Consider the following 19,942-nt stretch of genomic DNA (forward strand, 5'->3'; position numbering starts at 1 on the left):
TGTGGGAGGACCCGCCACCTCTTCGATGTAGCGCTGTCGCGCATCAAACTGGTTCATCGTAAGGTTGAAGAACGCGGGCGGGGCAAAGGCCGTAACCAGCACTGGTGTGTCAGCACCCGAGTGGGAGAGTGGCCTGCACGGTATCGGCGTGGAGTCATTGTCGGCACAGCAAGCTGTGACCACGTATAAGAGAGTGAATCCGCTCGCCACCGTGTACCCCGCCCGCGTCATTCAATCCTGCGAGGAATTGTCATGACGCGCAAGAACCAAAAACGTTTTGAGGTCATCCACCCTGACTGCGCTGCCGTTGATGTTGGAGGCGGTGAACATTTGGCCGCCGTTGATCCGACCAAATGCGCTGACCCGGTTAAAAGGTTTTCAACCTTCACCGACGATTTGCACGCCATGGCCGACTGGTTTGAATCCATGGGCGTCAAGATGGTGGCGATGGAAGCAACCGGGGTTTATTGGATCCCGCTTTTTGAAATATTGGATAGAAGAGGTTTTAAGGTCTATCTGGTTAATTCGCGGGCAACGCGGCAGATAACCGGCCGAAAGTCCGATGTACTTGATTGCCAGTGGATCCTTCAGCTCATGACGCACGGCCTGCTGAGAGGCGCTTTTCGGCCCTCGGACGAAGTGTGCTCACTGCGTTCACTGGTCCGTCAGCGTAGTAATAAAGTTCGTGACCAAGCCAAAGCGCTTAATCGGATGCAAAAGGCGCTGGTCCAAATGAACATCCAGCTGGCTCAGGTCATCAGCAACATTGCCGGGGTGACGGGTATGAGCATTTTGCGAGCAATCGTTGAGGGCGAACGAGATCCAGAAGTGCTCGCCATGCTCAGAGACAAGCGTGTCAAAGCCGACCAGGCCACCGTCGCCCGTAGCTTGCGGGGTAATTGGCGAGCCGAGCATTTGCATGCGCTGAGCCAGGAATTGGCGGCTTATGATTTTCTGGAAAAGCAAATTGGTGAGTGCGACCAAGCCATTGCTCACGCACTGGAACGACTTCCAGTGCTTCAGGCGGATGTTGTCCCGCCCAGTAAAACACTGCGCAACCCACACCGCTCAAATGAGCAGCAACTGATTTTGCATCGCGCACTGAACAAGGTCATGGGCGTGGATTTGACCGCAATCCCAACCATAGGAATCGACACGGCTTTGGTTTTGGCCAGTGAATTGGGGGCGGATTTATCACGTTTTCCGACTTCGCAGCACTTCTGTTCGTGGTTAGGCCTCGCACCGCCGACGAGAATTTCGGGAGGAAAACCCCTTCCTGGAAAGACGGTGAAAGTGATTAATCGAGCTGCTCAAGCGCTGAAGCAAGCCGCCTCTATTGCACGTAACGACAAAAGTTTTATCGGTGCCAGCCACCGAGCGCGCCTGACCCGGATGGACACCTGTTGCGCGATTAAGGCGACAGCGCATCAACTGGCACGACTGATCTACGCGATGCTGACCAAAGGTCAGCCTTATGTTGAGAAAGGAATAGAGGAATTTGAAGAGCGTAGCCGGGACCGGCAACTGCGCGCCTTGGAGCGCAAGGCGCGAAAGTTGGGGTTGCAGCTGGTTAAAGCGGCTTGATTTTTAAGAGCAAAAACAATGAGTTATTTTTTGTTTGATAAGAGCTGGCTTGCCTGCGATGACGGTGTGTCAGGCAATGATGCGCTGTCTGGGCCAGCGCTATCGCAGGCAAGCCAGCTCCCACAGTTGATGTTCATTGGTTTAGAGCCTTGAAGACTATTTGCTGCACATCAACCTTTTTCGGGATCAGGCCGTTGGCGAAGAACAGGTCGGCGGTGCGTTGCTGGTTGGCGATATCGACGGCTTGCAGCGGGCGAATCGGCTCTGGCGAGCGGTGTTCGAAGTAGCTTTTGACCACGGCCGGTTGCAGGCCCAGGGTCTTGGCCATCAAGGCGATGCTTGCTTCGGGCTGGTCCAGGGACAGGCGCTGGGCTTTGCCGAGCGTCTTGATGATGGTGGCGACGGCGTGCGGGTACTGTTTGGCAAACGGGCTGTTGACCACAAAGAAACTGCCGGCCGGGTTAAGGCCCTGGCCGTCGCCCAATACGCGGGCCGCGCCATCGACCACGGCCGCCGAGTAGTAAGGGTCCCACACCACCCAGGCGTCGACTTTGCCTTGCTCAAACGCCGCGCGGCCGTCGGACGGCGACAGGTACACCACGTTTACATCCTTCCACTGCAAGCCCGCGCGCAGCAGGCTTTTGAGGAACAGGTTGTGTGCGCTGGAGCCCTTGAGCAACGCCACGCGATTGCCCTTGAGTTCGGCCACACTCTGGATCGTGCTGGCTTTGGGCACCAGCACTGCTTCGGTCTTGCCTTCATTGGGCTCGACGGCGAAGTACTGCAAGTCGATACCGGCGGCCTGGGCGAAGATCGGCGGGATGTCGCCGATATTGCCGATGTCCAGGCTGCCGGCGTTCAGCGCCTCGATCAGCGGCGGCCCACCGAGAAACTCGGTCCACTGCACCTGGGTGCCGGGCAGCGCCTCTTCGAACAGTTTGTGTTCGCGGGCCAGCACCATGCTCACCGAGCTTTTCTGGTAGCCGATGCGCAAGGTGGAAGGTTCGGCCGCAGACACCGCTGCCGAAAACACAAGTGAAGCCAGGACCACACTGAAAAACTTAACCATCATTGTTACCTCCGATCGTTCCCACGCTCTGCGTGGGTATGCCGCCAGGGACGCTCCGCGTCCCGCTCTAAAATCGTGACGCAGAGCGTCACGGGATGCATTCCCACGCGGAGCGTGGGTACGATCAGCTACAGGCCAGCTTTGACCTTGGCCGCGACATCCGCAGGCACCCATTGCTGCCACACGTGCGGCTGCTCTTTGAGGAACGCCAGCGCGACCTGGCGCGGCTGTTCACGTTTCTCGCTCATCTGCGCGAGGATGCCGTTGAGCAGGTCGATCGGCAGGTCGACTTTTTCAAAGAAGGTGACTAACTGTGGGTATTGCGCCTTGAAAGGCGCCGACACGCCAATCGCCAAATGCGCAGGCATCGAGCGGGTGCCGATGGGGTGCGGGTTGTTGGCGTCGGCCAGGGTTTTCCAGGCGTCGGCGTTGAACGGTGGTTCTTCAAGCTTGATCAGTTTGAAGCGGCCCAGTAGTGGCGTCGGCGACCAGTAGTAGAACACCACCGGTTTGCCACGACGGATCGAGGAGGCCACTTCAGCATCCAGCGCCGCGCCGGAGCCGGTACGAAAGTTCACGAAGGTGTCGGTCAGGCCATAGGCCTTGAGTTTCTGGCTGTTGACGATTTCCGAGGTCCAGCCGGTGGGGCTGTTGAGAAAGCGCCCTTTGCTCGGGTCTTCCGGGTCGCGGAACACGTCCTTGTAGCGCGCCAGGTCGGCCACCGACTTAAGCTGCGGCGCCAGCGGTTTGATGCCGCGCTCGGCATCGCCCTTGATCACGTATTCGGGCACCCACCAGCCCTCGGTGGCACCTTTGACCGTGTCGCCCAGGCCGAATACTTTGCCTTCAGCCTCGGCCTTGACCCACGCCGGACTGCGCCCGGCCCATTCTTCGCCGATCACCTGAATGTCGTCCTTGGCCAGGGCGGCTTCCAGGCTCACGGTACTGCCGGGCAGGGTGTCGGTAGGCAGGCCGTAGCCTTTTTCGACGATCAGGCGCAGCACTTCGGTGATCAGGCTGCCGCTTTCCCAGGTGATGTCGCCGAAGTGGATGGATTTGATGCTGTCGGCGGCCTGGGCTGGCTGTGTCAGGAGCGCCAGTGCCAGCAGCGAGCCACCGAGCAGGTGTTTAATGGTTTTCATGCAGAACCTCATTTTCCGGAACACAGGCAAGCCAGCTCCCACACTGGATCGGTGTGCCACTCACGTTGTTTAAAAGTCATAACTGAGCCGCGTGTAGCTGTATGGCTGGCCGGGCGGCTGGCGCAGGCAACGCTTGAGCGCACGGGCCATGTAGTCGCTGACCGAGCGTTGGGAAATGCCCAGTTCGGCGGCGATTTCGGGATAGGTCAGGCCATTGAGTTGCGAGAGCAAAAAGGTCGCCTTGACCTTGGCGGGCAAGCCGTCGAGCAGTTGGTCGATGGCCTGCAGGGCTTCGAGCACGTGCGCAAGGTCTTCGGGCGACGGTGCGTTGCAGGTTTCGTCGTTGTCCAGCGCATCGAGGTAAGCGCGTTCCAGGTCACGGCGACGCCACCGCTGGTACATCAAACGCTGGGCGATGGTGGTGAGCAACGCGCGCGGCTGACGAATCGGCAGCACGCCGGGTGAAGTCAGCAGGTGCACGAAGGTGTCGGCGGCGATGTCTTCGGCGTGTGCGCGGGAATCAAGGTGGCGGTGCAAACGGCTGCACAGCCAGTGGTAATGACTGCGGAACAATCCGCCCACGTAATCGCGGTGAGAAGTGTCGGCGCCGGACATAGTGGCTCCATCTGAGAGGGTTGCGCGTTATGTCCGGTGTTCCGGTGGAGCGATCCTAGCAAGGCTGCTTATTCTTTAATAATATTTAAAAGGTATTTTTATATAACCGATCGTTCCCACGCTCTGCGTGGGAATGCAGCCCTGGACGCTCTGCGTCTGCTCCTGAACGCATGACGCGGAGCGTCATAGGAGGCATTCCCACGCGGAGCGTGGGAACGATCAGCGTAGGTGCGGGTAGCCGGCATCGGCGGCTGTTTGCTGGTAGCCCAGAAGCACCTGGTAGTCGTCTTCGCTGGCGGGCAGGACTGCCTGAATGCCGAGGGTTTCGACTACATGTGGTAAATCCTGCAACGCTTGATTCATCACTTCACGAATGTGCGCGGCTTGCTCATCGTTCAAGTGCAGCGCGCCGATGAAGGGCAAGGTCGGGCTCGGCGCGCTGTGGGTGATGATGCGCAGCTCTGCTACTTCTTCGGGTGCGAAACGGGCGAGGTAGTCGTAGGTTACGCTGTCGATGGCGGCAAGGTCGGCGCGGCCTTCGCGCAGCCAGCGCAGGCTTTCACGGTGGGCGCCGCTGATGCCGACGCTGGCGAAGAAGCGGCCTTTGCGGTGCAGCGGTGCAAGGCGTTCGCGCAGCAGGTTCATGCCGCTGTTGGAGTCGTGGCCGTTGATCACGCCGCGGCTGTCGTAAAAGTCCGCGAGCTGCGTGCGCGGGGTGTCGTCGCGGGTCAGCAGCAGGCTGCAATGTTCGCCCTGCCGGCTGTGGGCCAGCTCATAGCGCGGGCGGCCGATCACGCGCACTTTGCCGCGCAGCTGGGTCATCAACGGGTAGCCGCAGGTTTGCGTCACCAGCAGTTCGGGTGCGAGCCACAGGCCTTTTAGGTCGAGGTGGTCAGCGTTGCGGCGGTTCAGGTTCAGGCGCTCGAAAATGCGCGTCAGCCACGCTTGGTTGGCCTGGTGCACCGCTGCGGGCGCGACGTACATCAATAACTCGGCGTAGTGGTCACTCATGGTCGTCTCTCACGCAAATGGGTGCCTTGGGCTGTCGATGGCCTTGAGGCCGTGGCGGCTGATCAACTGGCCATAACCGCGCACCAGGAAACCACCGCTGCGCGCCACCCATTGTTCGCGTCGCGCCCGGTAGACCGTGGGCAGCAGATACCAGGGCAACTTGGGCAAGTCGTGGTGCACCAGGTGCAGGTTGTTATTGAGGAACAGCCAGGTCCACGGCCAGGACGCTTCGTTGAGCACCGTGCGCTGTTCCGGCTGCAGGTGTGGGCGATGTTCATAGTAGGAACGGATCGACGCCAGGGACAAGGCCGGCGCGGTCACCAGCAGCAGGTAATGCCACACCGGGATGGCGCTGTACTGGTCAATAAAGCTCAGCATCAGGATTGTCACGCCGCCGTGGGCCAGCCACATCGGCCACACCTGGGGCAGGCGTTGGAGTTGATGACGTGCCAAACGGGCGATGGCCAGCGGCGATGCCAGCAGAAAACGGCCGAGTAGGGTTTTGGTCAGCCAATGCACGCCACGTTTGAATAACGAGCTGTTATCCCACTGGTGTCGATTGAGGTAGCGGCTTTCCGGGTCGATGCCCGGCAGAGTCAGGTCTTCGTCGTTGTGGTGCAGCAGATGGCTGTCGCGGTACAGCGTGTAGGGATACCACACGGCGAAAGGCGCGTAGCCGAGCAGTTTGTTGATCAGGGGCGAACGGGTGGGATGGCCATGCAGCAATTCGTGTTGCACCGACAGCCAGAGGGTCACCAGCGGGATCAGCAACACCGTGCTCAGCCACAGGCCCAACCAGTGGCTGGCGAACATCACGGCAAACCAGCCGGCGTACACGCCGATCAGCAACAGCCAGGTCGGCCACTCTGTGATTGCGGTAAAACTGCGTGCCAGGGCTTCGATTTCCCGGCGGTGGGTCAGATCAAGGTAGTTGGCCATCGGCAGCTCAGAGCAGGTGTTTCCTGCTCTGTGCAGTGAGGCGCAAAAATCTTGCAGATCGTTTGGTTCTAAGCTTGTAACTCAGTGCCCGAACAGGCCGGCTTCGGACTTCTTGGTTTTTTTCTCGGCGCGTTTTTCATCGGCGGTTTTTGCCGGCTTTTTCTTCGCGGCTTTCTTTGAATCCATACCTTTGGCCATGATGCATGCTCCACGTGAAGGGGATGTACACTGGGTATACCACCTATTGCCCGGCAGAAGGCGCTTATAATCGGCGGCCCTTGATTACGTTGCCCAAACACCATGCCCGAACTGCACCTCCAACTGCTGGCAGAGCCGCTGTGGCCGCTGCTGAACAAGTTTTACCGCAGCCATAACTCGTCGATGAAGGCGCTCAAGGGCGGGCGCTTGTGGGTGGCGCGCGACGGCGAGATTGTCGCCGGGCTGTGCCTGACGCCTGTGGTGGGCGGGCAATGGTTGACCGGCGTGTTTGTCGACCCGGCCTATCGCGGCCACGGGTTGGCGGCGCGGTTGATCGCTGCGGCAGTGGCCGATGTGGAAGGTACGGTGTGGCTGCTGTGTCATCCGGAGCTGGAAGGCTTGTATCAGCGCATGGGGTTTACCCAGGCAACCACCCTGCCTCAATCCCTGAGTGAGCGTCTGGTGCGCTATAAACGCAACAAACCAATGATCGCCATGAGCTTAGAACCGTTAGTGAGGACCACTGCGGATAATGTGTGATCGCCCCGTGCAAGGCCCGTGCTAGCCTCGACAGCACAGTGGCCCCTTACAGGATGATCATGAAAAACACGCTTGCAGCGCTGTCTCTTACCGCCCTCCTCGCTCCGGCTTTAAGCCAGGCAGCAGAGGCGCCGATTACCGCCGAGCAATACGCCAGCGTGTTGGCCGGCAGTTGGCGCGACCCGGCCAACAGCGCGCGTGACGGTTACCGCCACCCGCAGCAAACCCTGGAGTTCTTTGGCCTGAGCGCCAACCAGAGCGTGATCGAAATCACCCCGGGCGGCGGTTGGTTCAGCGAAATACTCGCGCCGCTGCTCAAGGACCACGGGCATTACATCGCCGCCGTGCAAGCCGCCAGCACAAGCGCTTATGCTGCGACGTCCGAACAGAACCTGAAAAACAAATTCGCCGCCGACCCTGCGCGCTATGCCAGGGCCGACGTCGTCGAGTTCAACCCCAAAGCTCCGGTATTCGGCAAACCGGCTTCAGTGGACGCCGTGCTGACCTTTCGCAATGTGCATAACTGGGTAGACGCGGGCACCGCACCGGCGACCTTCAGCGCGTTTTACACCGTGCTCAAACCCGGCGGTGTGCTGGGCGTGGAAGATCACCGGGCCAAGGACGGCGCGGACCTGGAAGCGATCAAGGACAGCGGCTACCTGACCACGGCGCAAGTGGTGAAGCTGGCGACGGACGCCGGGTTCAAGCTGGCCGGGCAAAGCGAGGTGAATGCCAACCCCAAGGACACCAAGGACTACCCGGGCGGCGTGTGGACGTTGCCGCCGTCGTTGCGGTATGGGGAGCAGGATAAGGCCAGGTATCTGGCGATCGGCGAGTCGGATCGGATGACGTTGCGGTTTATCAAACCCGTCAAATAGTTCGGTTGAAGTGCAATCCAAATGTGGGAGCCAGCTCCCACACAAGCCCGCTCCCACATTTTTATCTCAGTGTGCCTGAGGGCTACTCGTCAGCGTTTGGGTCCATATCCGGGAACATCACTTCGATAAACCCGAACTTGCTGAAGTCGGTAATCCGCGAGGGGTACAGACGGCCGATCAGGTGATCGCACTCATGCTGCACCACCCGCGCATGGAAGCCGTCGGCAACGCGCACGATCGGCTCGCCCTTGGGGTCGAAACCTTCGTAGCGAATCTGCTGGTAACGATCCACCGCACCGCGCAGGCCGGGCACCGACAGGCAACCTTCGTAGCCTTCTTCCAGTACCGGGCTGAGCGGCGTAATCAGCGGATTGATCAGGATGGTCTGCGGCACCGGCGGCGCGTCCGGGTAGCGTTCGCTGGCCTCGAAACCGAAGATCACCAACTGCAGGTCCACACCAATCTGCGGGGCGGCCAGGCCGACACCGCCGACGTGTTCCATGGTCTGGAACATGTCATCAATCAATTGCCACAGCTCAGGGCTGTCGAACATTTCCGGCGGAACCGGTGGCGCGATGCGCAGCAGGCGTTCGTCGCCCATTTTCAGGATTTCACGGATCATCGATCAGACTTCATCGGTAGTGGGCTTGGAGTGGTCCCGGCCGAGGCCTGAGACGTGTTGTTTCTCACCTGCGTGGCTGTCTTCATCGAATTCCTTTTCCCCTGGGTCCTTGCCTTCGGCCGACATATGCTCGATCACGGCATTCATCTCCGCGCCGAGCAACAACACGGCGGCGGAAATATAGAAGTACAGGAGCAGGACGATGATCGCACCGATACTGCCATACATGGCGTTGTAGTCAGCAAAGGTTTTGACGTAATAACCAAAGCCCAGTGAGGCGATGATCCACACCACCACGGCCAGTACCGAGCCTGGGGTGATAAAGCGGAATTTCTGCTCAACATCGGGCATCACGTAGTACATGAGGGCCACGGCGAACATCAGCAGAATCACGATCAAGGGCCAGCGCAGGATGGTCCACAGCGTGACCACGAATTCCTGCATGCCGATCTGCCCGGCGAGCCATTCCATCACCTGCGGCCCGAGCACCATCAACGCCGCGGCGGCCAGCAGCATGCCGGCAATGCCGACGGTGTAGAAGATCGACAGCGGGAAGCGCTTCCAGATCGGCCGGCCTTCGACCACGTCGTAGGCGGCGTTCATTGCGCTCATCATCAGGCGTACACCGGCCGAGGCGGTCCACAGCGCGATCACGATACCCACCGAGAGCAAACCGCCCTTGGACTGCTGCAACTGGTCGATCACCGGGTTGACCTGCTCCAGCGCCTGGGGCGGCAACACCAGTTCCGACTGCATGCGCAGCCAGGTGAAAAAGTCCGGCAAGTGCAGGAAACCGATCAGGGCAATCAGGAACAGCAGAAAGGGAAACAGCGAAAACAGCATCTGGTAGGCCAGTGCCGAGGCGTAGGTGGGCATTTCGTCATCGACGAATTCCTTGACGGTGCGCACCAGCACTTTGTGAAGCTTGAGGCCGTCTAGTACCGGAAAAATCATAGCGTCTCCTTTCGCCGCAAAAGGGTGAGGTCGTGGGCGACTCAGGGGCCGTTTTCTACATCAAAGTAGCCCATTTGGCGACTTTGAAACAATTTCCAAACTTTAGTTGCACGCTTCACACAAAAACGGCCATCCGTGGATGGCCGTCGGGCTGCGTGAATCCAGCCGGCGATTGAGTCTTACTTGACGGCTTTTTTTACCGCATCTTTGGTGTCGCCGACGGCTTTCTGCACTTCGCCTTTCTTTTCCTGAACCACGCCTTCTGCGCGCAGTTTGTCGTTGCCAGTCACTTTGCCAACGCCCTGCTTGATGTTACCAACGGCTTCGTTGGCCAAACCTTTTGCCTTATCCGATGTGCTGCTCATGGTATTTCTCCGAAAGAACAATCAAGGGTTTTGGTCATTACCTAAAGATTGACCGGCGGCCGTTCGGCAGAGTTTCAATTATTTTTCAGCGCGCATTTCATCGCAGCGAACAGGTTTGGCTTTATGTTTTGCCGCCAACCCACGAGAATGCCCGGCACATTCAGGCTATAACGCTGAATAACAGATCCCGTAGGAAGGTTATGAAACTCAATAAAGCACAGGCCATCGCCCGCAGAAACCAGGAACTGGGCGGTGCCGTACTCGGCGTCAACAACTGCCACTTCACCGACCTGGACAGCAAACGCAACATCTGGTGGTTCGACCTGCCGCTGGTGCGCATTGGTGTGGGCCAGTACGAGTGGGTTCACTTGTTGATGCACAACGCTGAAACTGACCAGTTGCTGCACCTGAAGGTGCCGACGGCGTTCCTGCGTGAACACATCGAAGGGCTGGTGGTGCGCAATGCGGGCAAGCGCAAGCCGGAGATTACCCTGGAGCTGAGCGCGGATAAGGATTCGTTCTTGAAGGATGTGCGCCCGGCCGGTGCTGGTGTGGGCTTTGCGCAGTTCTCCTTGTAGGAAAACGGAGCAAGCCCGCTCCCACATTTGGAATGTATTTCAATGCTGAAAGATCAGCAGCGATAAAAAACCCCGCATCAGCGGGGTTTTTTATCGGTTACTTTTTAAGGCCGAGCTTCTTCAGCTCTTCATCCCGCAACTCACGGCGCAGGATCTTGCCCACGTTGGTGGTCGGCAATGCATCGCGGAATTCCACGGCCCTGGGCACTTTGTAGCCGGTGACGTTGGCGCGCATGTGTTCCATCACTTGGTCCTTGGTCAGGGTCGCGCCTGGCTTGACCACGATAAAGATCTTGATGTGCTCACCGGATTTTTCATCCGGCACACCGATGGCCGCACATTGCAGCACGCCCGGCAAGGTTGTCAGCACGTCTTCCAGCTCGTTGGGGTAGACGTTGAAACCGGAGACCAGAATCATGTCTTTCTTGCGGTCGACAATGCGGATGTAGCCGTCTTGCTGGATGATCGCGATGTCACCGGTCTTCAACCAGCCTTCGCTGTCGAGCATTTCGGCGGTGGAGTCGTCGCGCAACCAGTAGCCCTTCATCACCTGCGGGCCTTTCACACACAGCTCGCCGGTTTCGCCCAGTGCCAATTCGGTGCCGTCGTCGGCGATGACTTTGCACAGGGTGGAAGGCACCGGAATGCCGATGGTGCCGATCTGGATATGCTGGATCGGGTTGACGGTGGCCACCGGGCTGGTCTCGGTCATGCCGTAACCTTCACAGATGCCACAGCCGGTCACAGCTTTCCAGCGCTCGGCCGCCGCCAGTTGCAGGGCCATGCCGCCCGACAAGGTGACTTTGAGCGCGGAGAAGTCCAGCTTGCGGAACGCCTCGTTATTGCACAGCGCCACGAACAAGGTGTTGAGGCCGACAAAACCGCTGAACTTCCACTTCGACAGTTCCTTGACCATCGCCGGCAGGTCGCGCGGGTTGCTGATCAGGATGTTGTGGTTGCCGATGAGCATCATCGCCATGCAATGAAAGGTGAACGCATAGATGTGGTACAGCGGCAGCGGCGTGATCAGGATCTCGCAGCCTTCGTTGAGGTTGGAGCCCATCAGCGCCTTGCACTGCAGCATGTTGGCGACGAGGTTGCGGTGGGTGAGCATCGCGCCCTTGGCCACGCCGGTGGTGCCGCCGGTGTATTGCAGCACGGCCACATCGCCGCTGGCGGGGCTGGCATCGTTGACCGGTTGACCGTGCCCCTTGGCCAGCACGTCGTTGAACTTGATCGCCTTGGGCAGGTGATAGGCCGGGACCATTTTCTTCACGTACTTGATGACGCTGTTGATCAGCAGCCGCTTGAACGGCGACAACAGGTCAGCAACTTCGGTGACGATCACGTGCTTGACGGCGGTCTTGGGCACGACTTTTTCAGCCAGGTGCGCCATGTTCGCCAGGCAAACCAGGGCCTTGGCCCCGGAATCATTGAATTGGTGTTCCATTTCCCGCGCGGTGTACAGCGGGTTGGTATTGACCACGATCAGCCCGGCACGGATGGCACCGAACACGGCCACCGGGTATTGCAGGACATTGGGCAGTTGCACGGCGATTCGATCGCCCGGCTTCAAGTCGGTATGCTGTTGCAGATAGGCGGCGAACGCGCCGGACAATTCGTACAGTTCACCGTAGGTGATGGTCTTGCCCAGGTTGCTGAAAGCCGGTTTGTCGGCGAAGCGCTGGCAGGACTGTTTCAGTACCGCCTGAATATTCTGATACTCGTCTGGATTGATGTCTGCAGCAATCCCGGCGGGGTACTTATCCTTCCAAAAGTCTTCGTTCATGGAAGCCCACTCCTCAGCGACGCGAATTCATCATCGCATTTGATGCGATTATTATTGGTGTATGTTTTTTTAGGTGAGTCTGGCGCTTTCAAGCAGGCCGAGAAGTCACAAAGCGCGCCGAGAGTAGCAGCTTTGCCAAGGGCCGCCTAGAGCCAAAAGAAGGCCCTACAGTCATAAACATGACTCAAGAATATCTAATGGTCATTTTTAGAGCAAAGATTCTATAAGCCAGGAAATGGCTCTGGAATGGGCCTTTTGAGGATAAACGCGGTCAAAATGTGGGAGCGGGCTTGCTCGCGAATGCGTTGGTTCAGTCAATACCTCTGGTGACTGATACACCGCATTCGCGAGCAAGCCCGCTCCCACGTGTTTGATTGCATTTCAATTCAAGCTCAGGCGATGTCGCGCAGCTCCCTGCGCAAAATCTTGCCCACCGGCGTCATCGGCAGCGACTCACGCAACACAATGTGCTTGGGCACCTTGTACCCGGTGAAGTTGGTTTTGCAGTACGCCTTTAATTCATCAACGCTCACGCCCTGGGCGCGCGCCACTACAAACAGTTTCACCGCCTCGCCGGTGCGTTCGTCCGGTACGCCGATTACCGCGCAGTTGGCCACGGCTGGATGCGCCATCACCACGTCTTCAATCTCGTTGGGGTACACATTGAAGCCCGAGACGATGATCAGGTCTTTCTTGCGATCGACGATGCTGACAAAACCATCGGTGTCGATCACCGCAATATCACCGGTTTTCAGCCAGCCTTCGGCGTCCAGGGTTTCGGCGGTGGCCACGGGTTGCTGCCAGTAACCCTTCATCACCTGCGGGCCTTTGATGCACAGCTCGCCGCGCTCGCCCAAGGGCAGCTCGCGGCCTTCATCATCAATCACTTTCATCGCCGTGCCCGGCACCGGTATGCCCACGGTGCCCAGCCGCGACTGGTTGCCGTAGGGGTTGGTGCTGGCCACCGGCGAGGTTTCGGTGAGGCCGTAGCCTTCGCCGATGGAGCAACCGGTGAGTGCCTTCCAGCGCTCGGCAGTGGCCTTGACCAGCGCGGTGCCACCGGAATTGGTGATCTTGAGGTGGGAGAAATCCAGGGTCTTGAAATCCGGGTGATCCATCAGCGCCACAAACAGCGTGTTCAGCCCGAGCAGGCAGGAGAACCGCCACTTTTTCAGCTCCTTGATAAACCCGCCGATGTCACGCGGGTTGGTGATCAGCACGTTGTGGTTGCCGGTCACCATCATGCACATGCAATTCGCGGTGAAGGCATAGATGTGGTACAGCGGCAGCGGCGCGATCATCACCTCCTGCCCTTCCTTCACCAGCGGCTGGCCATCGTCGGTGACCTGGGACATGCACGCCCGCGCCTGCTGCATATTCGCCACCAGGTTGCCGTGGGTGAGCATCGCGCCCTTGGCCAGGCCGGTGGTGCCGCCGGTGTATTGCAGCACGGCGATATCATCCAGGGTCACCGGGTGGCGAACCACCGCCTGGCCCGCGCCCATGCGCAAGGCGCGCTTGAACGACACCGCACGTGGCAGGTGGTAGGCCGGGACCATTTTCTTGACCTTGTCGACCACTGTATTGACCAGCCAGCCTTTGGCGGCGGGCATGAAGTCGCCCATCCTGGCTTCGATCAGGTAGTCGAGCTCGGTGTCGGTGCACACGTCCTGCACCCGCGAGCCGAACAGGTTGAGGTAGACCAGCGCGCGCACGCCGGCGTCCTTGAACTGGTGGCGCATCTCACGCGGGGTGTACAGCGGGTTGGTATTGACCACGATCAACCCGGCGCGCAAAGCACCGAACACGGCAATCGGGTAATGCAGCACGTTGGGCATCTGTACCGCGATGCGCTCGCCAGGCTTGAGGTCGGTGTGGTTTTGCAGGTAGCCGGCGAACGCGGCACTTTGGCGCTCAAGCTCGGCGTAGGTCAGGGTGATGCCCATGTTGCTGAACGCCGGACGGTCGGCAAAGGCTTTGCAGGAGCGTTCAAAGACTTCGATCACCGATTTGTAGGTCGTGAGGTCGATGTCATTGGGAACGCCCGCCGCGCGTTTGTCATTCCAGAAATCAGGTTGCATTATTCTTGTCCTCGTACCTGAGTGTGTCCGGCCGCTTTCTCATTGATATAAAAAGCGGAGCTTTGGGGACGTTAGCAGCTATGGCCAAACAGGCAAATACGCGCAACTGTGTCATTTATTGTATGAATCTTGCCCCTAACGTGTAGGCAGATACACCGGACCCGGCCAGATGAGCTATACACTGCAACGACCCCGAGCAAAGGAAGCGCTATGAACCACAGCACCTTCTGGCTGACCGCGAATGACCGCAGCCGCCTGTACGTCAATCAATGGCTGCCGGACGGGCCCGCCAAGGCCATGATCATGCTGTCCCACGGCATGGCCGAACACAGCGGGCGCTATGCGCGCCTGGCCGAAGCCCTGTGCGCAGCCGGCTACGGGCTGTACGCACTCGACCAGCGCGGCCATGGCCGCACCGCCGACGAAGGCACGCTGGGGCTGTACGCCGAAAAGGATGGCTGGAACAAAGTGGTGGGCGACCTCGCCAGCCTCAACCAGCACATCGGCCAGCAGCGGCCGGGCCTGCCGATCATCTTGCTGGGCCACAGCATGGGCAGCTATATCGCCCAGGCGTACCTGTTGCACCACAGTGCGAGCCTGGATGGGGCGATTCTCAGCGGTTCGAATTTCCAGCCGGTGGCGCTGTACCGCGCCGCCGGCGTCATTGCCCGCCTGGAGCGCGCGCGCCAAGGCCTGCGCGGGCGCAGTGCATTGATCGACTTTCTGTCGTTCGGCTCATTCAACAAGGCATTCAAGCCTAACCGCACCGCGTTCGACTGGCTCAGCCGCGACCCGCTGGAGGTGGACAAGTACATCAACGATCCGCTGTGCGGCTTTCGCTGCACCAACCAGTTGTGGATCGACTTACTGGGTGGCTTGCAGCAGATCAGCAAAGCATCCAACCTCGCACAGATCGATCCGGGCCTGCCGATTATGGTAATCGGCGGCGAATGTGATCCGGTGAGTGAAGGCAAACGTCTCAAAAGCCTGGCCCACGCCCTGCGTGAGGCCGGCTGCCAGAACCTGCAATTGAATATCTACCCGCAGGCGCGTCATGAAGTGTTCAACGAAACCAACCGCGATGAAGTGACAGCGGATGTACTGAAGTGGCTCGACCAGGCCCTGACGTTACGCAGGCCAGCGCGCTGCGAATAACTTTTTCCTTTAAAATCAGCTTATTAAATTACCGATTAGCCACAGGATGCACCTTTAGATGAGCCAGGTCACCAACACCCCATACGAAGCCCTCGAAGTCGGCCAGACCGCCAGCTACAGCAAGACCGTTGAAGAGCGCGATATCCAGCTGTTCGCGGCGATGTCCGGCGACCACAACCCGGTGCACCTGGATGCGGAGTACGCCAAGGCGACGATGTTCAAGGAGCGTATCGCCCACGGCATGTTCAGCGGCGCACTGATCAGTGCAGCGGTAGCCTGCGAGCTGCCTGGGCCGGGCACTATCTACATCGGCCAGCAGATGAGCTTCCAGAAGCCGGTGAAAATCGGCGACACCTTGACCGTGCGCCTAGAGATTCTGGAGAAAATGCCCAAGTTTCGCGTACGCATCGCCACCCGCGTATTCAACCAGCGCGATGAGCTGGTGGTGGACGGCGAGGCGGAAATTCTCGCGCCGCGCAAGCAGCAAGTGGTGACATTGACCGAGTTGCCGCCGATCAGCATTGGCTGATAAAAATCTCAAAATCTATACAAAGCAAATGTGGGGGCTGACTTGCCTGCGATACAGACACCTCGGTATATAAATTACACCGGGGTGATGCTATCGCAGGCAAGCAAGCTCCCACATTCAGTTACAGCATAGGCAGTTACAGCATAAACAATTACAGCAATGTGCTTACGACTGAGCGCGAGCCTGGTTACGCAGGGCTTTCACCTGGTCGTGGTTACGTTGTGCGCCGTGGTACTGACGCTCAACCAGGTCACGAATACCCAGCAGGTTGTGCTTGTTGATCTTCTCGATCGCGTCCTTGTAAGCCTTAAGGGCGTGGTCTTCACCGCGCTCGGCTTCGTTCAGCACCGCCTCTTCATCTTTACCGGTAACCAGCGACTTCACGTCGACCCAGCCACGGTGCAGAGCGCCGGCAACCGAACCGGATTCTTCCGGATCGCCACCCAGGGCACGTACCGCTGTTTGCAGCTCGGCTGCGGCAGTGGCGCAGTCAGCAGAGCGCTTAGCGAACAGCGCTTTCAATTCTGGGTGCTTAATATCTTCAGCGCAGGTTTTGAAGCCTTCTTGGCCGTCTTTGCTGGTCTCGATCAGGTCGTTGAGTACGGAGATCGATTCTTTATTGATGTCAGTCATTTTTCAATTCCTTGTGCGGGTTAGAAGGTTGTCTTAATGATTGCAGCGCCCGTGCCAGGTTTTGAAAAATTAATTTATTCATATATTTCATTTACTTACGAAATATTGAACCATCTGTATCTACGTTATTTGCATGATCTGTCATTTGGCCTTCATGCAGAATGCCTGTATTTTCCAAGCACAGACGCCAACCCTTGAAGCCCATGAACCCCGAAAAACTCGAATTGCTGATCACCCGCCAAATGCCCTTCGGCAAGTACAAGGGACGCATCATCGCCGACCTGCCCGGCCCTTACCTGAATTGGTTCGCCCGTGAAGGCTTTCCTCACGGCGAGCTGGGCGGTTTGCTGGCCTTGATGCAGGAAATCGACCACAACGGCCTGTCCGAACTGCTGGAGCCGCTGCGCGTAAAACACGGCAAACCTGCCCCCCGTCATTAAAGAGCGCACGCTATGCCAAGGAATGCAGACAACGAACGTCACTGGCACGCCTTCGCCCAGCGCTACGAGCTGGAGCCCGGCCCGATCAACCTGGAAAACGGTTACTTCGGGCGCATGAGCCGTGCTGTACAGGCGCAGTATCTGGAACATGTTGCGTTTATCAACCGCAGCAATTCGCTGTATGTGCGTCAGCGCTTCGAGCAGGGTGAGAACGTCGAGATCCGTCGCCAACTGGCCGGGCTGATCGATGCAGACCCCGACGCCATCGCCTTCACCCGCAACGCCACCGAGGCATTACAGTCGCTGATCCGTAACTACAACGGCCTGCGGCCGGGCGATCAGGTGCTGATCAGTGATCTGGAGTACGACACGGTCAAAGGCGCCATGCGCTGGTTGGCCAGTGTTCGCGGCGTGGAAGTCGTCGAACTTGCCCACGCCCACCCGGCCGGTTTCGACAGCCTGGTGCAGACCTATCGCGATGCGTTCGCACAGTACCCGCGCCTGAAGCTGATGGCGCTGACCCATGTCACCCACCGCACCGGCCTGGTGATGCCTGTCGAAGCGATTGCCAAGGCAGCGCGTGAGCATGGCGTGGACGTGATTCTGGATGGCGCCCATGCGTTGGGCCAGATTGAATTCAACCTCGCCGAGCTGGGCATTCAGTTCGCCGGGTTCAACCTGCATAAATGGATCGGTGCGCCGCTGACCCTGGGCTTTCTGTATATCGCCCCGGAGCGCCTGGCCGATATCGACCCGGACATGGGCGAGTTTCACTACCCCGCCAGCGACGTGCGTGCGCGCACGTCCTACAGCACGCCGAATTTTCCAGCGTTGATGACCTTGCCGTTGGTGCTGGAGGAACATCGCAACCTCGGCGGCTCGGCGGCCAAGGGCGCGCGGGTCAATTACCTGCGGGATCGCTGGGTGAGCCAGGTGCGTGGCCTGCCGGGGATTGAAGTACTGACGCCGGATGATTCGCGGCTGTATTGCGCGATTACGGCGTTCAAGTTTACTGGGCGGGATCAGCACGAGATGGCGGACCGATTGCTCAAGGAGTACGACCTGTTTACCACCACGCGCACGGGGGCGGCGTTTGGAACCTGTATTCGGGTGACGCCGGGGCTGGTGACCTCGGCGGCGGACATCGATGTGCTGGTTAACGCAATCATCAAGCTAAGCACGGACTAAAAATGTGGGAGGACCCGCCACCTCTTCGATGTAGCGCTGTCGCGCATCAAACTGGTTCATCGTAAGGTTGAAGAACGCGGGCGGGGCAAAGGCCGTAACCAGCACTGGTGTGTCAGCACCCGAGTGGGAGAGTGGCCTGCACGGTATCGGCGTGGAGTCATTGTCGGCACAGCAAGCTGTGACCACGTATAAGAGAGTGAATCCGCTCGCCACCGTGTACCCCGCCCGCGTCATTCAATCCTGCGAGGAATTGTCATGACGCGCAAGAACCAAAAACGTTTTGAGGTCATCCACCCTGACTGCGCTGCCGTTGATGTTGGAGGCGGTGAACATTTGGCCGCCGTTGATCCGACCAAATGCGCTGACCCGGTTAAAAGGTTTTCAACCTTCACCGACGATTTGCACGCCATGGCCGACTGGTTTGAATCCATGGGCGTCAAGATGGTGGCGATGGAAGCAACCGGGGTTTATTGGATCCCGCTTTTTGAAATATTGGATAGAAGAGGTTTTAAGGTCTATCTGGTTAATTCGCGGGCAACGCGGCAGATAACCGGCCGAAAGTCCGATGTACTTGATTGCCAGTGGATCCTTCAGCTCATGACGCACGGCCTGCTGAGAGGCGCTTTTCGGCCCTCGGACGAAGTGTGCTCACTGCGTTCACTGGTCCGTCAGCGTAGTAATAAAGTTCGTGACCAAGCCAAAGCGCTTAATCGGATGCAAAAGGCGCTGGTCCAAATGAACATCCAGCTGGCTCAGGTCATCAGCAACATTGCCGGGGTGACGGGTATGAGCATTTTGCGAGCAATCGTTGAGGGCGAACGAGATCCAGAAGTGCTCGCCATGCTCAGAGACAAGCGTGTCAAAGCCGACCAGGCCACCGTCGCCCGTAGCTTGCGGGGTAATTGGCGAGCCGAGCATTTGCATGCGCTGAGCCAGGAATTGGCGGCTTATGATTTTCTGGAAAAGCAAATTGGTGAGTGCGACCAAGCCATTGCTCACGCACTGGAACGACTTCCAGTGCTTCAGGCGGATGTTGTCCCGCCCAGTAAAACACTGCGCAACCCACACCGCTCAAATGAGCAGCAACTGATTTTGCATCGCGCACTGAACAAGGTCATGGGCGTGGATTTGACCGCAATCCCAACCATAGGAATCGACACGGCTTTGGTTTTGGCCAGTGAATTGGGGGCGGATTTATCACGTTTTCCGACTTCGCAGCACTTCTGTTCGTGGTTAGGCCTCGCACCGCCGACGAGAATTTCGGGAGGAAAACCCCTTCCTGGAAAGACGGTGAAAGTGATTAATCGAGCTGCTCAAGCGCTGAAGCAAGCCGCCTCTATTGCACGTAACGACAAAAGTTTTATCGGTGCCAGCCACCGAGCGCGCCTGACCCGGATGGACACCTGTTGCGCGATTAAGGCGACAGCGCATCAACTGGCACGACTGATCTACGCGATGCTGACCAAAGGTCAGCCTTATGTTGAGAAAGGAATAGAGGAATTTGAAGAGCGTAGCCGGGACCGGCAACTGCGCGCCTTGGAGCGCAAGGCGCGAAAGTTGGGGTTGCAGCTGGTTAAAGCGGCTTGATTTTTAAGAGCAAAAACAATGAGTTATTTTTTGTTTGATAAGAGC

The 19,942-nt window shown here is 58.6% G+C and carries 20 protein-coding genes; 9 read left to right on the plus strand and 11 right to left on the minus strand.

What is annotated here, in order from left to right; all coding sequences use genetic code 11:
* Positions 1-252 precede the first annotated feature (252 nt).
* The gene (locus tag BFP92_RS11670; protein WP_065911656.1) at positions 253-1,584 is read left to right on the plus strand and encodes an IS110 family RNA-guided transposase; all 1,332 of its coding nucleotides are present in this window, start codon (positions 253-255) and stop codon (positions 1,582-1,584) included.
* Between the two features lie 133 nt (positions 1,585-1,717).
* Here the strand turns inward: BFP92_RS11670 and BFP92_RS11675 are convergent, their stop codons facing one another.
* From BFP92_RS11675 to BFP92_RS11695, 5 genes are all read right to left on the minus strand, one after another.
* Complete coding sequence (locus tag BFP92_RS11675; RefSeq protein ID WP_083221732.1) at positions 1,718-2,653, minus strand: aliphatic sulfonate ABC transporter substrate-binding protein; 936 nt, start codon at positions 2,651-2,653, stop codon at positions 1,718-1,720.
* Between the two features lie 128 nt (positions 2,654-2,781).
* Positions 2,782-3,795 carry an ABC transporter substrate-binding protein gene (locus BFP92_RS11680; RefSeq protein ID WP_065929608.1) on the minus strand — a complete coding sequence of 338 codons (1,014 nt, stop codon included), beginning with the start codon at positions 3,793-3,795 and terminating at the stop codon, positions 2,782-2,784.
* A 69-nt stretch (positions 3,796-3,864) separates the two neighbouring features.
* Complete coding sequence (locus BFP92_RS11685) at positions 3,865-4,410, minus strand: sigma-70 family RNA polymerase sigma factor (RefSeq protein WP_065929609.1); 546 nt, start codon at positions 4,408-4,410, stop codon at positions 3,865-3,867.
* A 219-nt stretch (positions 4,411-4,629) separates the two neighbouring features.
* On the minus strand, positions 4,630-5,421 hold the full coding sequence (locus tag BFP92_RS11690) for a phosphate/phosphite/phosphonate ABC transporter substrate-binding protein (RefSeq protein WP_065929610.1): 792 nt from the start codon (positions 5,419-5,421) through the stop codon (positions 4,630-4,632).
* Between the two features lie 9 nt (positions 5,422-5,430).
* Complete coding sequence (locus BFP92_RS11695) at positions 5,431-6,360, minus strand: fatty acid desaturase (protein WP_065929611.1); 930 nt, start codon at positions 6,358-6,360, stop codon at positions 5,431-5,433.
* Between the two features lie 300 nt (positions 6,361-6,660).
* On the opposite strand from BFP92_RS11695, the gene BFP92_RS11700 reads away from it, so the two are divergent.
* Positions 6,661-7,098, plus strand: a complete 438-nt coding sequence (locus BFP92_RS11700; protein ID WP_065929612.1) for a GNAT family N-acetyltransferase — start codon at positions 6,661-6,663, stop codon at positions 7,096-7,098.
* Between the two features lie 59 nt (positions 7,099-7,157).
* Complete coding sequence (locus tag BFP92_RS11705) at positions 7,158-7,976, plus strand: class I SAM-dependent methyltransferase (RefSeq protein WP_065929613.1); 819 nt, start codon at positions 7,158-7,160, stop codon at positions 7,974-7,976.
* 82 nt (positions 7,977-8,058) lie between these two features.
* Here BFP92_RS11705 and def read toward each other — a convergent pair whose 3' ends face one another.
* The 3 genes from def to BFP92_RS11720 all read right to left on the minus strand — a co-directional run bounded on the left by def (position 8,059) and on the right by BFP92_RS11720 (position 9,917).
* On the minus strand, positions 8,059-8,598 hold the full coding sequence (gene def, locus BFP92_RS11710) for a peptide deformylase (protein ID WP_017139199.1): 540 nt from the start codon (positions 8,596-8,598) through the stop codon (positions 8,059-8,061).
* A 3-nt stretch (positions 8,599-8,601) separates the two neighbouring features.
* Entirely contained in the window at positions 8,602-9,552 is a 951-nt protein-coding gene (locus BFP92_RS11715; protein ID WP_065929614.1) for a YihY/virulence factor BrkB family protein, read from the minus strand.
* Between the two features lie 179 nt (positions 9,553-9,731).
* Positions 9,732-9,917 carry a CsbD family protein gene (locus tag BFP92_RS11720; RefSeq protein ID WP_003213044.1) on the minus strand — a complete coding sequence of 62 codons (186 nt, stop codon included), beginning with the start codon at positions 9,915-9,917 and terminating at the stop codon, positions 9,732-9,734.
* 200 nt (positions 9,918-10,117) lie between these two features.
* Here BFP92_RS11720 and BFP92_RS11725 point away from each other — a divergent pair, with 200 nt between their 5' ends.
* On the plus strand, positions 10,118-10,495 hold the full coding sequence (locus tag BFP92_RS11725) for a hypothetical protein (protein ID WP_058421431.1): 378 nt from the start codon (positions 10,118-10,120) through the stop codon (positions 10,493-10,495).
* Between the two features lie 97 nt (positions 10,496-10,592).
* Here the strand turns inward: BFP92_RS11725 and fadD1 are convergent, their stop codons facing one another.
* Both fadD1 and fadD2 read right to left on the minus strand, forming a co-directional pair.
* Positions 10,593-12,284: a long-chain-fatty-acid--CoA ligase FadD1 gene (gene fadD1 / locus BFP92_RS11730; RefSeq protein ID WP_058421430.1), complete on the minus strand. Its 1,692-nt coding sequence runs from the start codon at positions 12,282-12,284 to the stop codon at positions 10,593-10,595.
* Between the two features lie 392 nt (positions 12,285-12,676).
* The gene (fadD2, locus tag BFP92_RS11735) at positions 12,677-14,365 is read right to left on the minus strand and encodes a long-chain-fatty-acid--CoA ligase FadD2 (RefSeq protein WP_065929615.1); all 1,689 of its coding nucleotides are present in this window, start codon (positions 14,363-14,365) and stop codon (positions 12,677-12,679) included.
* A gap of 210 nt (positions 14,366-14,575) precedes the next feature.
* Between fadD2 and BFP92_RS11740 the strand changes: the two genes are divergently transcribed.
* Positions 14,576-15,520: an alpha/beta hydrolase gene (locus tag BFP92_RS11740; RefSeq protein ID WP_065929616.1), complete on the plus strand. Its 945-nt coding sequence runs from the start codon at positions 14,576-14,578 to the stop codon at positions 15,518-15,520.
* Between the two features lie 58 nt (positions 15,521-15,578).
* A complete protein-coding gene (locus BFP92_RS11745; RefSeq protein ID WP_065929617.1) occupies positions 15,579-16,049 on the plus strand; it encodes a MaoC family dehydratase in 471 nt (156 codons plus the stop codon).
* A 165-nt stretch (positions 16,050-16,214) separates the two neighbouring features.
* Here the strand turns inward: BFP92_RS11745 and BFP92_RS11750 are convergent, their stop codons facing one another.
* Positions 16,215-16,682: a ferritin-like domain-containing protein gene (locus BFP92_RS11750; protein WP_065929618.1), complete on the minus strand. Its 468-nt coding sequence runs from the start codon at positions 16,680-16,682 to the stop codon at positions 16,215-16,217.
* Between the two features lie 203 nt (positions 16,683-16,885).
* On the opposite strand from BFP92_RS11750, the gene BFP92_RS11755 reads away from it, so the two are divergent.
* The 3 genes from BFP92_RS11755 (at position 16,886) to BFP92_RS11765 (ending at position 19,897) form a co-directional block, all read left to right on the plus strand.
* Entirely contained in the window at positions 16,886-17,122 is a 237-nt protein-coding gene (locus tag BFP92_RS11755; protein ID WP_057704239.1) for a DUF3820 family protein, read from the plus strand.
* 12 nt (positions 17,123-17,134) lie between these two features.
* Positions 17,135-18,310: an aminotransferase class V-fold PLP-dependent enzyme gene (locus BFP92_RS11760; RefSeq protein ID WP_065929619.1), complete on the plus strand. Its 1,176-nt coding sequence runs from the start codon at positions 17,135-17,137 to the stop codon at positions 18,308-18,310.
* A 255-nt stretch (positions 18,311-18,565) separates the two neighbouring features.
* Positions 18,566-19,897, plus strand: coding sequence for an IS110 family RNA-guided transposase (locus BFP92_RS11765; protein WP_065911656.1), 1,332 nt, complete (start codon positions 18,566-18,568; stop codon positions 19,895-19,897).
* Positions 19,898-19,942: the final 45 nt, after the last annotated feature.

Origin of the sequence: Pseudomonas sp. 58 R 3 (assembly GCF_900006605.1) — a bacterium.
GTDB lineage: Bacteria > Pseudomonadota > Gammaproteobacteria > Pseudomonadales > Pseudomonadaceae > Aquipseudomonas > Aquipseudomonas salomonii.